This window comes from Kitasatospora sp. NPDC042419, assembly GCF_056437345.1.
The window spans coordinates 102,623-116,121 of sequence record NZ_JBWKAW010000015.1; the positions used below are offsets into that span (position 1 = coordinate 102,623).

Sequence of the window (13,499 nt, forward strand, 5' to 3'; positions counted from 1 at the left end):
TGGATCTCCGGCAAGGTCCTGCGGACGGCGGAACGCCGTCGACGGACCCGGTCGCGCGCCGTCGCGCCCCGCCCCCAGCCTTTCCGGCGGGCCGTCGCCGGCGGGAGGGACCGGGGGACCTGCCCGGGGGCAAGGGCGCTGCCCTCCCCGGCCCTCCCGGGCCCTCCCCGGCCCGCCGCGACGGCCCGCCGACCGCGCCCGGCTCAGACCCGCGTGACCTGGGCCACGTACGGTCCGAACTCGCCCTCCAGCACCAGCCGGCCGAGCTTGCGGTACTCCTGCGCGACCGCCGCCACCGTCTGGGCCATCGTCAGCGGTCCACCCGACTCGGCGGCGAGGTACGCGGCGGTCACCGCGCAGGCCCGGATGGAGCCTCCGGCCAGGTCGAACCGGTCCGCGCAGAAGTGGAGGTCGAGGTCGTCGCCCCGGGGCACCCGGTCGCCCAGGCAGCGGTCCCACAGGGCGAGGCGCTGGTCGGCGTCGGGCACCGGGAAGTCCGCGATCACGTCCAGGCGGCGGGTGAAGGCCTCGTCCAGGTTGGCGCGCAGGTTGGTGGTCAGGACGGCGATGCCGTCGAAGGACTCCATCCGCTGGAGCAGGTACGCCGACTCCATGTTGGCGTGCCGGTCGTGGGCGTCCTTGACCTCCGAACGCTTGCCGAAGATCGCGTCGGCCTCGTCGAACAGCAGCACCGCGTTGACGGCGGAGGCCTCGGTGAAGATCCGCTCCAGGTTCTTCTCGGTCTCACCGACGTACTTGTCGACCACCGTGGAGAGGTCCACCACGTACAGGTCCATGCCCAGGTCGGCCGCCACCACCTCGGCCGACATCGTCTTGCCGGTACCGGACGAACCCGCGAACAGCGCGATCACCCCGCGCCCCCGCCCGCCGCCGGGCCGCATGCCCCACTGCCCGAGCACCTGTTCGCGGTGGCGGGCGCGCACCGCGAGCTCCCGCAGGCTGCGGTGGGTGGGGGCGGGGAGCACCAGGTCGTCCCAGCCCACCGCGGGTTCGACCCGGCGGGCGAGGCGGGCGAGCCCCGCGCCGTTCTGGGCCCGGACGGCCGTGCGCAGGTCGTCGGGGGAGACCGGGCGGCCGTCGAGCGCGGCCGTGCGCACCGCGGTGCCGGCGGCCCTGCGCAGCTGCCCGGCGTCCAGGCGGTGCGCGGCGACGGACCGGGCGAGCGCCTCGGCCCCGTCCTCGCCGACGCCCTCGCCGCCCCCCGCGCCGTGCTGCTCGCCGGCCCGCTCCAGTGCGTGCCGCCAGCGCGCGACCTGTCGGTCGGGGGAGGGGGCCGCCACCGTCAGGGTGACGGGGGTGTCGGCCGCCCAGGCGGGTTCCCAGCCGCCGGTCCCGTGGGTGAGGAAGGGGAGGCCGCGCAGGGCGTCGCACAGCGTGCGCAGGATCCTGGCCCGCTCGTCGGGCCGGTCGGGCAGCTCCTCCAGCGGCCCCAGCAGGACGCCCGCGCCCAGCAGCCGGGCCTCGCGTGCGACGGCCCGGGCGACGCCCGGCACGCCCCGGGGGTCATGGGACAGCGCCGCCGGGTCCAGGGCCAGCGGCGGCCGCCCGCCCGCCTGCAGCGCGGCGACGGCCAGCCCCTCGGGATCGCCGCCCCGGCTGCGCAGGTGGACGTGGCCGGTGCCGGTCCCGGCCGCGGCGGCGGCCCGGCGCAGCTCGGCCGGGTCGACGGCCGGATCACCGGCCGGACGGCCGAGCACACCGGTCAGCAGCGGGTCGGGCGCGGTGTCGCCCAGCAGGTGCGCGGTGACCCGGTCCGGGACGGTCAGCACCCGGGACAGGGGCGGCCGTTCGGGCTCGGTGACCTCCAGCAGACCGCCCGCGACGAGCGGCGCGGAGGGAGCCAGCCGGAACCGGGCCGCCGCCACCCCGCGGTGCCCGCACAGTTCGAGGGCGAGCCCGACGGTGGGCCGGCGGCGCGTCAGGTCGTCGTTGAGGTAGCCGTAGAGCCGCTCGAAGCGGGTGTCGAGGTCCGGGGCCAGGGCCACCAGCAGCAGGTCCAGGTCCAGGGGTGCCAGGGCGAAGCGGGCGGCGAGCACGGCCAGCGGCGAGCCGGGCGGCGGCGCGTCCGGACCGGGCAGGGCGGGCGGAGCGGGCCGGTGTCCCTCGTCCAGGACGCCGGCGGCCGCCTCCGGGGTGAGGAACCGGCCGCGGTACGGATCGTCCGGATCGGGATCGAGCGCGCGCCGGATCGCGACGGCCTCGCGCACCCGCTCCTCGACGACCCGCAGCCGCGTCCACAGGTACGGGGCCGGGGCCGGGGTCGTCGTCGCGGCCGCGGGTCCCAGGGTCCGCGTCACGGCTGCCGCTCCCCGCGTCGGCGGCGGGCGGGGGCCGGCTCCTCCGGCGCGGTCCGGGCCGCGGCGCGGACCACGAGCCCCTCGGTGACCGGTGGGGCGACGGCGGTGGTGGCCCCGGCCAGCGGCGCCCTCACCCGCAGCCCCAGCGACGGCTTCAGCTCGCCGCCCAGCGCCGACCACACGTCGGAGGCGGCGGGCGCGTCGAGCCCGGTGCCGCCGCCGTCCAGGCCCACGATGAGGCCGAGTTCGGCGAGCGAGCCGGTGAGCAGGCGCGGGGGCAGCGCGTCGGTGGACACCAGGCACCTCAGCACCTGGGAGAGCAGCCGGTGTTCGTCCTGCGGCCGGCTCGCCCACGCGGTGACGAGGTACGTCAGCTCGAACCAGCGGGCCGGGGCGCGGCGCGCGGCGAGGAAGCCGTCCGCGTCGTACACCTCGCCCGCGCCGCTGGCGCGCCGGGTGTGGTCCTCGCGGACGTCGTACAGGAACACGCACACCGTCGGGGCGCTGCGGCGGGCCGCCCAGTCGCGGGTCGGCGCGTCGAACACCACGTCGACGCCCGACGCGTCCAGGCCGGACTCCGCGAGCAGTCGGCGCAGCCCCTCGTCGACCTCGTGGATCATCGGCGGATCATCTCGTTGGGCGGCTGGACCGTGCCGCTGACCACCAGGAAGTCGGTCCGCACCGGGGAGAACCCGGGGCCGGTCGCGGTGATGACCCGGGGGCCGGTCTGATCCTTGGCGAGGATCAGCAACTGGCCGATGAACCGGCCGTCCGGCCCGGGCACGGTCGCCGCCGCCGCGGCCGTGATGCCCGGCTGCCAGGTGAACCGCACCGGCGCGCCGGGCGGGAAGTCCTCACCGCGTACCGAGGTGACGAAGCCGGGCTTGCCGATCGGCGGGACCGCGACGATGCGCGGCTGGAGGATCCGCAGCTGCTGACGGGCCTCGTTGTCCCCGGGGCCGGCGTCCGTGCCGGTGGTGGTCAGGGAGCCGGTCACCAGGCCGGTGAGGGCCTGATCGGGGCTGAGCACGACCTGCACGACGGTCCGGGCGCCCGGGGCGAGGTCGGGCAACGCGCACACCCAGGCCCGGTCGCAGCCCGGCGGCGGCCCGTCGTGGGGCACACCCCCGGGCAGGCCCACGCGCAGCCGCAGACCGGTGGCCAGCCCTTCGCGGCCGTTGCGAACGGTGTACGTGAGGACCACGCGACCACCCACGTAGCCGGGGTTCGGCTGCGCCGTGAGGCTCAGCCCGGGGCCGGCCGGAGGCGCGGGCGGCAGCGGCGGGGGTGTGCCGATCGGCGACGGGGCCGGTGGAGCGGGGGCGGGTGTCGGGGCCGGCGGCGGTACCGGGGCCGGCGGAGCGGGGGCGGGTGTCGGGGCCGGCGGCGGTACCGGGGTCGGCGGAGCGGGGGCGGGTGTCGGGGTCGGCGTCGGGGTCGGGGTCGCCGTCGGACCGGGCGTCGGCGGGGCCGGTGCCGGGCGCACCGGCACCACGGTCCGGCCGGTGTTGTCGCTGGGACGGGGGTCGAGGACGGCACCGGTGACCGACCAGTCCAGGGGCTGGTCGCCGGGCTCGACCCCGGTGACGGTGACCGTGACCGGCACGGTGTCGCCCGGGCGCACCACGCCCAGGGCGCAGACCAGCGCCGCCGCGTCACAGGTGGCGCCGGGCGCGGCGAGGCCCGTGACGGTCACACCGGCCGGGGGCGCGACGGTCAGCCTCGTCCCGGGCGAGGCGGCCGGGCCGTGGTTCACGACGTCCACCCGGACGGTCCCGGAGTCGCCCGCGGTGAGTGGCGCGGTCGTACCGGGTGCCTGGACCGCGAGGTCCACGGACTGCTGGACGCCCGGTTCCTTCTGGCGGCCCGGCAGCCCGGCGGTGAGCGGGGTGCGGGCCCCGGAGGCCGCGTCCACCAGGGACAGCTTCTCCGGGCTGTTGGCGGCCAGGGCGGCCCGGGAGCTGATCACCAGCGTCCTGCCGTCGGAGCTCCAGGCGGCGTCGCGGGGCTGGAAGGGCCCGGTGGCGGTGGTGTCGGGCAGCTCCCGGCCGCAGGCCCCCGGCCGGTCGCGGGCCGCGTCGGGCAGCAGTACCCGGCAGGCGCCGCCCGCCGCGGCGACCAGCAGGATCCCGTTGCGCTCGTCGACCCGGCCGGCGCCGTTCTTGCGGTTGAAGGCGATGGTGGCGCCGTCCGGTGAGAACGCCGGGCTGTCGTCGATGACCTCGCAGGCGCCGGGGCAGTGGGCGGCACTCAGGTCGCGCTGCCGGTCCAGACGGTCCACGGGCACGGTCCACACGTGCTTGTTGCCCCCGCCGCCGTTGATCACCTGGTTGCGGGTGAACGCCAGGGTCGAGCCGTCGGAGGACCAGGTGGGCTGGGCGTCGCCGCCCTGAAGCTGCCCCTCGGGCGGGACGATCACGCCCCGGACCGCGCCGGTGGCGGCGTCCGCGATCAGGATCCGTCCGGGACCGGAGGCGCCGCCGACCCCGCCGGGCGAGGTCCGGGTGAAGGCCAGGTACCGGCCGTCCGGGGAGAACGTCGGATCGGTGTCCCAGTCCCTGGGGCCGCGGCCCGCCAGCGGGAGCGCCGTCGGGCCGGAGCCGTCGGCGTCCGCGATCCAGATCCGTTCGATCCGCCCGGCCGGCAGGTCCGGTCCGGCCGGCGCGTCCTCGAAGCGGGTCACCACGATCCGGCGGCCGTCGGGCGTGTAGTTCTGCCGCTCGGTCCACGGGTCGTACCCGGCGGCGGGCCGGAACAGCGGGTCCTTCGCCGGATCCGTCTCGGTGTCGGCCGCCGGGTCCTCCTTGAGGACGGTCCGGTTGAGGTCACGGGGGTCGGAGCCGTCCGGCCGGACGTCCTGCAGGGTCACCACGTGCGGGCCGTCCGCCGAGACGCGTTCGACCACCGCGCCACCGCCCTGGAGCGGGCCGAGCCAGGTGGCCGGCCCGACCTCGCGGTCCTCGCTGAGCACCACCTTCGGTTCGTCCTCCGAGAGCGCTTTCACCCGGAAGACGTGGTCCCAGTCGCCCTCACAGCTACAGGTCCGGTCCGGGCTGAGGAAGAGCAGGTCGTTCCCGTCGGGCAGCCAGGTTGCCCCGTGCGTGCGCCACTGTGCCCGCGGGCCCGCCAGCAGCGGCCCGCCGGTGCGCCCGTCGGTCCACCGCAGCCGGGGACCGTCCGGTCCGGTGGCGGTGTACGCGATCCGGTCCCGGGTCGCCGGCCCGTCCACCGGGTTCCACACCGGCTCGGTGCCCGCGCCGTCGGCGGGGTCGGAGACCTGGGTGGCGGGCCCGCCCCGAAGCGGCCGGACGTAGACCTGTCGGCCGGCGGCCCGGTCGGCGTCGGAGGAGTACGCGAGCCGCGCGCCGTCCGGTGAGACGGTGGGGTGCTCCTCGTTCGCGGGGGTGTCGGTCAGCCGGGTGAGGCCGGTGCCGTCGGTGCGCACCAGCCACAGGTCGCGCTGGGTCCCACCGGCCCCGGCGGGCCGGGCCGCGTCGAAGACGACCGAGCGGCCGTCCGGCGTCAGCCGCGGGTTCGCCGCGTCCAGACCACTGGTCAGGCGGTGCACCGAGCCGTCGGCGGAGCGCAGGTAGACCTGCGGGGCCTGCTCGTCGCGGCGGCTCGCGAAGACCAGCCGGTCGCCCAGGGCGGCGGGCTGGACGTCGAAGTGCGCCGGGCCCTCGCCGAACAGCGGGGGGCTCGTCGTGTCCGTCGCCACCCGGCCGAGGCTCCGGTGGCGGGTACCGGCGTACGCGATCCGGCTCTCCCCGGCATCGGCCGCCGCGGCCCGGGTCCCGGTGCCGGCCGCGGGGGGCCGGTCCCCGGCGCTGTCCGGGCCGGCGGCCGTCGTCATCGCGAGCAGGGGCACCAGCAGCAGCGCCGCACCGGCCCTGCCCCAGCGGTGTCGCCGACGGCCGGAGCCACCCGTGCCCATCACGGTCCACCTCACAGTCCGGTCCAGCATCCGTGTCCGACGGTGCCACCCTGCCGGTCCGCGGCCGCGGACCGGCAGGGCCCCGGGGCCGCGCTCGGGGGAAGCACCGGCTGCGCTTTCGGGCAGCCGGTGCCGGTCCGGTCAGATCAGCCCGTTGCGCAGCGCGTAGCCGACGGCGTGGGAGCGGTTGCGCAACTGGAGCCGGGTGATGACCTCGTGCAGGACGTTCTTGACGGTCCGTTCGGAGTACGAGGTGTTGCGCGCGATCTCCGCGGTGTCCAGGCCCTCCGACACCAGGCGCAGCATGTCCGCCTCGCGCGGGGTCAGCGTGGACAGGGACGCGGCGTGCGGGTCGAGGGCCGATCGCTGCAGGCTGCCGACGTGGTCGAGGAGCTTCGCGAGCAGGTCGCCGGGTAGGACGCCCTCACCGTTCGCCATCGCCAGGACCAGCCGCAGCAGCCGGTCCTGGTCGGCCTCCGCGCGCCGCAGCACCGCGGTGACTCCGCACTCGATGGCGCGCTGCAAGGCGTCACCCGAGTCGAAGGTGCCGACCACGAGCCCGGTGCGGGTGGCGGAGTTGTGGCGCAGCCGGTACAGCAGGGCGGTCGTTTCGTCGTCCACGCTGTCCACGGCGACGAGCGAGACCCGCGCCTCGTGCGCGTCGGCGTTGTCGACCAGTTCCACCTCGGGCCGCTGGCGCAGCTGTTGGACGATCCCGACGTGCAGGACCGGGTCCGAGGCGTACACGGCCACGGTGACCCGTCCGCCGGGCTCGCCGGCCGCCGCGTCGTGCGCGGCCCGGGCGTGGGCCGGGCCGTGGGCCGCAGGACTGTGGGCCGGGGCGCGGCCCTGGGGCGGGACGGTCGGCCGCGTGGTGCCGGTGCCGGACGGGTGGACGGTGCCGATGAGGTCGGTGTGGAGCATGAGGCATACCTGTTCCGTGATGCGTATGAGGGGTGTACTGCGGGATCCAAGGGCAACAAAGCTTCTGGACAGGGGAGTTGGGGTGAGTTCTCGGGGGCATCGCGGCTGCCCGGGCCTTGCCCCCGCGCCCGTGGAGGCGGGCTGGGCGGCGGCGTAGCGTCGCGGCGTGACGACTCCAGCAGCCACTCCCAGCCCCGGCGCGCCCGGCCTCGACATCCCGTCGGTGACGGTGACGCCGGGCGGTACCGCGACCACCAGCCTGACCGTTCGCAACGACGGCGACATCGTCGAGGCGTACCGCCTGGAAGTCGTCGGTGACTGCGCTGCCTGGACGACGGTCGAGCCCGACCGTGTCTCCCTCTACCCCGGCACCTCGGAAACGGTGACCATCCGCCTGACGCCCCCGCGTTCGTCGCGGGTGCGGGCGGGCGAGGTGCCACTGGCCGTACGGGTCCTGCCCACCGAGCACCCCGAGGCGGTCAGGGTCCCCGAGACCACCGTGCGGGTCGAGGGATTCCGGCGGCTTCGGGCCGAGAGCGCTCCCAAGCGCCGCCGCGGCTGGCTGCGCGGACGCTACCGCCTCGCCGTTCACAACGAGGGCAACCGCCCCGTCCAGGTGGGATTCACCCCGGCCCAGCCCGGTGAGGACCTGAAGTTCGACGTCCGCCCCGCGGCGCCGAAGCTGGAGCCGGGCGAGTCGGTGGAGGTGGCGCTGCGGGTCCGCGCCGGGAAGCCCGTGTGGTTCGGGAAGCCGGCCACCTGGCCGTTCACCGTCACTGTGGCGGAGACGGGGGCGAAGGCCGGGGCGGAGACCGGGGCGAAGGCCGGGGCCCGGGCCGACGACGCCGGTGAGGACGACCGGGACCGACCGCGGACGGAAGCCGAGTTCGTCCAGATACCGATCTTCCCGACCTGGCTGCTGGCGGCCCTGGCGGCGCTCCTCGCGCTGCTGCTGGCCTGGTTCCTGCTGGTGCGTCCCGCTGTTCGCAGCACCGCGAGGGAGGCCGCCGACCAGGCGGTCCAGCAGCAGCCGACCCCCACCGAGGCGGCGGCCGGCGGCCGGACCCCGGCGGCGGGCGCCGGGCAGCCGGGCTCCGGGCAGCCGGGCGCCGGGGCCGGGAGCATCCCGCCCGGGGCGGGTGCGGGCGGTACCGGTACGGGAACGGGCACCGGAACGGGCGGCGACGCCGGGACCGGATCGGGGGGCGGGCAGCAGAGTTCGGCCACCGTCGACCTGACGACGGCCGGCGGGGAGACCAAGGTCGGCACCTACACCGTGCCCGTGGGCAAGGCGTTCGGGATCACGGACATCGTCGTCGCCAACTTCCAGGGCGACGAGGGCGTCGTGACGATCGGTTTCGGCGACCGCAAGATCACGACGATCGCGCTGGAGACGTTCCGTAACCAGGACTACCACTGGGTCACCCCCATCAGGATCACTGAGAACCAGACCGTGACGGTCCAGGTGACCTGTGCGAAGCCGGGCACTCCGGCCACCGGCCTGCAGGCCCAGGAGTGCCACGAGGTCCTCAACGTGAGCGGTGTGCTGAGCGACCTCAGGTGAACAGATGCCACACGCATGGTCTGTCAGGTTGTCCCGTGAGCAAAGGGGAGCCCGAGTCGTTCCGGCTGAAAACCGACGGTTCGGAGGCTGGGAAGGCACCCTGCTCGTGACTGTACATTCTCATTTCGGCGGCCCTGGACAGCTCCGGCCCGGCGTCCGAACATGAATCTGACGGTCACTCAAATACGGCCGGATCCGATCCCTCCCGGCGCCCGCCCGACCGTTCGGACGCCGGGAGGGCAGGACGGCGGCCGCCCCCCCGGCGTGTCAGCGAGTACCGAGGGCCGGCCCGCGTCACGGGCCGGCCCTCGTCGGATGCCGGTACGCGTCACGAACCGGCGCGCCTGCGGGCCGAGTCGCCGGCCAGCGACCGGTCGTGCCGGTACGCCTCCTCCGCCCAGCCCGCGAGGTCGCGCAGTTCGGTCTTGAGCTCGTCCCAGGTCTTCATCAGGGAGCCCATGGTCCGGATTTCGAAGGGGACCATCATGGCGCCCTCCTCCTCGTGCGGGTCGATCTGGTTCATACCGCCGAACACGCTCTGCTGGGGCACCTGGGGGACGCCCTTCAGCGTCGACTCGGCGAACGCGAGGAGGGACACCGGGAGGCCGTCGATCTCCCGGGTGGCCTCGTCGCGGAACTCCAGGTTCGCGCCGCCGTCACCGGGATCCTCCTGGAACTGTGCGAGCAGGTCGACGATCACCTCGCTGTTGTCCCGCAGGAAATCCTGGAACCCGGGGTCGAGGAGCGCGCGGACGTCCGTGAGCCGGGACCGGGACAGCACGACCGTCAGGTTCTTGATCTGGCCCTCGTCCTGGTCCTGCGCGAGGTAGTCGGCCATGGCCGCGACCTGCGTGAAGAACAGTTGGCTGTAGCCGTCCAGGGCGTCCGTCTCCAGCCGCTTGCGCTTGCGCGCCGACTCCTGGCCCTGTTCGTACCGGGCCACGACCTGCCTGGCGAACTCCCTCGACTGCGAGAGCCGGAACCGGGCGCGGGGGAGCGGCGCCCCCTGGACATGGGGAGCGGCACCCCGGAGATGGTCGAAGAACATCGGCATCCCGGCCAGTGGCACACCGACCGAGTAGTGGACGAACAGCCCGTCGCCCATGCCCGGGGCGCCGGCGTAGTTCGGGAAGTCGAGATCCGGGGCGATCCGGGCGTCCTGCCCCGCGGGCAGGATCTCCAGCGACAGGCCCAGGTCCGCCAAGGGGGTCTTCTCGGTCTCCCGGTAGAACGCCTCGCGCACCGTCCTGATCTCGTCGACCAGCCGCTCCAGGGCCACCGGCCCGGACTCGCTCCCCGTGCCGACCACCGGGACCGCCCCGGTCACGAACTCCACGTTCGAGTACTCGGCCCCGTTGCGCAACGACCGCTTGTCGGAGACCAGCTTGAAGTCGCCCGCGGTGCTCTGGGCCAGGTCGGTGTCGCCCTCGTACATCGCGCCACCGGAGGTCTCGACGGGCATGTCGATCTCCGTCTCGAACCCCAGCTTCCGCTGCACGGCGGGCCCGCTGTCCCCCGCGGCGGCGCCCGGCTCCGTCCGCCGGACCGCCTCCGGCCGGCCGGCCGGCCGCGCCATCACCCGTCGCGCGTTGGCCTCGGCCTCGCGCTCGAAGGAGTCACCGGGATCGCTGACCCGCAGCCCGTCCCCCCGGTCGGTACCGGCGACGGCCCCCTTCCGCTGCTGGATCACATGGGTCAGCTCGTGCGCGAGGGTGTGCCGGTCGTCGCCCCCGTGCCCGATGACGACGTCCCTGCCGGACGTGTAGGCCCGCGCACCGATCTCGGCGGCGGACCGCCGGGCGGCCGCGCCGGTGTGCAGCCGCACATCGGAGAAGTCCGCCCCGAGCCGTACTTCCATCTCCTCGCGCACCGGCCCTTGGAGCGGTCGCCCGGCCCCCCGCAGCACCTCCTGCACACCGGACCGCTGGACGGGGTCCGAGCCCTGTTCTCCCCGCCCGCCCCGCGCCATCCGGGCCACGACCGCGTTGCCGATGCTCCGCTGCAGCTCACGAGCCTGCTCCGGGGACATCGCCTCCGTCACGGGCCCGCTCACCCGCGCCTCCCGGGCCTTGCGGTCACCTCCGCCGGCCCGCTCGCCGCCGTTCGCCCTGCGATCGTCCGCCCTCGCGCGCACTGGCCCTCCCGGTCGCCTACCGCTGCCTGGCCTCTTCTCCCTACACCGCCGACACCCGCCGCTCCCATCCCCGAAAGTGCACCCCTGGGGCCGTACCCCCTGCCCGACCCGGGTGATCCCGGGTCGGGCAGGGGTCGCCGGGGCCGGCCGGCCGTGGCGGCTCCGGTGGGGCGCCGGAGCGGTGGCTCGGGCCCGGCCTGGGGTGGATGGGGCCTGCTGGTCGGTCGACCGTGGAGAATCAGCGGTCGGTCAAGGTCGGAACCGGGCCCTGGTCGCCGACCTCGTTCGGGCCCTTCCTCCTGCACGCGCAGCGCGGTGACCGGGACCTGGGCGGCGCGGAGATTCCCTGCCGGAGGACCGGCTACCGGCCGGGCGCGGCGTTCTCGATGGCGGCGAGCAGATGGGCGTGTACGGCGCCGGCGGCCTCGCGGGTGGCCGGGTCGGGGTCGTCCAGTTGCGGGGCGATCAGCTCGGCGGCCGCGGCGAGCACCGGCACGGGGACGACCGCCTCGCGCAGGTGGAGGAGCTGGGAGGCGGCCCGCTCGCCGGGCGTGGCGGCCACCCGGGTGGTGGGGATCAGGGCGCTGATGCCGCGGGGGAGTGGCTGACTGTTGGTCACCGGCTCATTCTCCCGCGTGCCGGGCGCTGGTGATCACCACGGTCGGTCGGCGGATCGACGGGTCGGGCGCCCCGGCGCCGGCCGACGCCCCCGGGGGGCGTCGCCCCGCCGGGCCGGTTCGCCCGCCCGGCCGACCACCTCCGATGGACCACCTCCGACGGAGCACCTCCGACGGACACCTTCGCCCTTCGGCGGACCACGCGGTCAGGGGCGGCTGAGGTAGGTGAGGACGGCGAGGACGCGCCGGTGACCGCTGTCGGTCGGGAAGAGCCCGAGTCTGGCGAAGATGTTGCCGATGTGCTTGTGCACGGCGTTGTCGGTGATGACGAGCCGGGTCGCGATCGTGGCGTTGTCCTTGCCCTCCGCCATCAGGGAGAGGACCTCGCGTTCGCGTGGCGTCAGGGCCGAGACCGGGTCGTGGGCGCGACCGGTCAGGAGCTGGCCGATCACCTCGGGGTCCATGACGGTACCGCCGGCGGCGACCTGCCGCAGCGCGTCGGTGAACTCGCTCACCCGGCTCACCCGGTCCTTGAGCAGGTAGCCGACGGCGCCGTGTCCGTCGGAGAGCAGCTCGCCGGCGTACTGCTTCTCGACGTACTGGGAGAGGACGAGCACGGGCAGGCCGGGGTGCAGGCGGCGGGCGTGGATGGCGGCGTGGATTCCCTCGTCGCGGAAGGTCGGCGGGAGCCGGACGTCGACGATGGTGACGTCCGGCCGGTGTTCGGCGACGGCGGCGAGGAAACCGGGGGCGTCCTGGGCGATCGCGGCGACGCGGAAGCCCTTGGCCGTCAACAGGAGTTCCAGCCCGCTGGACAGGAGGACGTTGTCCTCGGCGATCACGACCCGCATGGCAGGACCACCGCGATCGTGGTCGGGCCACCGCCGGGGCTGTGGACGCGTAAGGTGCCGTCGAGCGCCAGGACGCGGTGGCGGATGCCGGCGATGCCGGTACCCCGGCTCTCCTCGGCGCCGCCGACCCCGTCGTCGGTGACCTTGATCGACAGCCGGTCACCCTCGCGCGCGAGGCGGACGGTGGTCCGGGTGGCCCTGCTGTGCTTGGCGGCATTGGTGAGCGCCTCGGCGACCGCGAAGTACGCCACCGTCTCGACCGCGGCGGGGATCTCGCCGAGGCGGCCGACGTCGAGAGCGGTGTCGATCGCCGACCGGCCCGCCAGCGCGGTCAGCGCTCCGGCGAGGCCGCGGTCGGCGAGGATCGGCGGGTAGATCGTCCGGATCACCGCGCGGAGCTCCGCCATGGCCTCCTCGGTACTCTCGTGCGCCTCCGCCAGGAGCCCGGCCACGGTCCCGGGGTCCTCGTCCAGCAACTCACGGGCCACGCCCAGCCGCATCGCGATGGCCACCAGTCGCGCCTGGGTGCCGTCGTGCAGGTCGCGCTCGATCCGGCGCAGCTCCGCGCCGTGCGCGTTCACGGCTCCGGCCCGCGTCTCGGTCAGCGTCTCCACCCGCTGCGCCAGCCTGTCGGCGGCCGAGGGGGACAGCAACGCCACCAGGATCCTGGCGTGCAGGCGCGCCAGCGGCGGGACCAGCCAGTAGGTGGCGGCCGCGAAGGCGGCGGCCTGCGCGGTCCCCAGGGTCAATGCCGTGCCCCACCCGGTCAGCGGGGCGCCGGCGCCGAAGCCGCCCGCGCGGGTGCCGGCGGGCAGCGCCCACCACAGGGGCACCGTGACGGCCGTGGCCACGGCGTTGCCCGCGCACAGCACCGCGACGAGTCCGAACAGCGGACCGGTCACGATGCTCGTGCACAGCCACCCGAGAACACGCCACGTACCGACCGGGACGGGACCGGAGGGCGGGGACAGCAGCAGCAGCCGGTCGGCACGGCGACGGTGCCAGGACGCCCAGGCCCGGGCCGTCGCCGGGACGAGGAGCACGGGTAGCCCGAGCAGGGCGACCGCGGAGGTGAACAGGTTCTCCAGCAGGTAGCCCAGACCGCGCCACATGGCCGGAAGCCGGCCGACCTCACGTTGGTTCACCCGCGCAAGTCT

Annotated in this window: 9 protein-coding genes; 1 reads left to right on the top strand and 8 read right to left on the bottom strand. The window is 75.5% G+C overall.

Annotation, left to right across the window (positions count from 1 at the left end; all coding sequences use genetic code 11):
- Positions 1–203 precede the first annotated feature (203 nt).
- The 4 genes from AC067J_RS25930 to AC067J_RS25945 form a co-directional block, all read right to left on the bottom strand.
- On the bottom strand, positions 204–2,318 hold the full coding sequence (locus AC067J_RS25930; RefSeq protein ID WP_478303011.1) for an ATP-binding protein: 2,115 nt from the start codon (positions 2,316–2,318) through the stop codon (positions 204–206).
- Positions 2,315–2,938 carry a Pvc16 family protein gene (locus AC067J_RS25935; RefSeq protein WP_478303013.1) on the bottom strand — a complete coding sequence of 208 codons (624 nt, stop codon included), beginning with the start codon at positions 2,936–2,938 and terminating at the stop codon, positions 2,315–2,317. Before AC067J_RS25935 ends, AC067J_RS25930 begins: the two co-directional genes overlap by 4 nt.
- Entirely contained in the window at positions 2,935–6,252 is a 3,318-nt protein-coding gene (locus AC067J_RS25940) for a hypothetical protein (RefSeq protein ID WP_478303015.1), read from the bottom strand. Before AC067J_RS25940 ends, AC067J_RS25935 begins: the two co-directional genes overlap by 4 nt.
- A gap of 141 nt (positions 6,253–6,393) precedes the next feature.
- Positions 6,394–7,176, bottom strand: coding sequence for a helix-turn-helix transcriptional regulator (locus tag AC067J_RS25945; RefSeq protein WP_478303017.1), 783 nt, complete (start codon positions 7,174–7,176; stop codon positions 6,394–6,396).
- A gap of 166 nt (positions 7,177–7,342) precedes the next feature.
- Between AC067J_RS25945 and AC067J_RS25950 the strand changes: the two genes are divergently transcribed.
- On the top strand, positions 7,343–8,740 hold the full coding sequence (locus AC067J_RS25950; protein ID WP_478303019.1) for a COG1470 family protein: 1,398 nt from the start codon (positions 7,343–7,345) through the stop codon (positions 8,738–8,740).
- Positions 8,741–9,068: 328 nt separating this feature from the next.
- Here the strand turns inward: AC067J_RS25950 and AC067J_RS25955 are convergent, their stop codons facing one another.
- From AC067J_RS25955 to AC067J_RS25970, 4 genes are all read right to left on the bottom strand, one after another.
- Entirely contained in the window at positions 9,069–10,793 is a 1,725-nt protein-coding gene (locus tag AC067J_RS25955) for an eCIS core domain-containing protein (protein ID WP_478303021.1), read from the bottom strand.
- Between the two features lie 442 nt (positions 10,794–11,235).
- On the bottom strand, positions 11,236–11,493 hold the full coding sequence (locus AC067J_RS25960) for a hypothetical protein (protein WP_478303023.1): 258 nt from the start codon (positions 11,491–11,493) through the stop codon (positions 11,236–11,238).
- A gap of 204 nt (positions 11,494–11,697) precedes the next feature.
- Entirely contained in the window at positions 11,698–12,342 is a 645-nt protein-coding gene (locus tag AC067J_RS25965) for a response regulator (protein ID WP_478303025.1), read from the bottom strand.
- Positions 12,330–13,487: a sensor histidine kinase gene (locus AC067J_RS25970; RefSeq protein WP_478303027.1), complete on the bottom strand. Its 1,158-nt coding sequence runs from the start codon at positions 13,485–13,487 to the stop codon at positions 12,330–12,332. Before AC067J_RS25970 ends, AC067J_RS25965 begins: the two co-directional genes overlap by 13 nt.
- Positions 13,488–13,499: the final 12 nt, after the last annotated feature.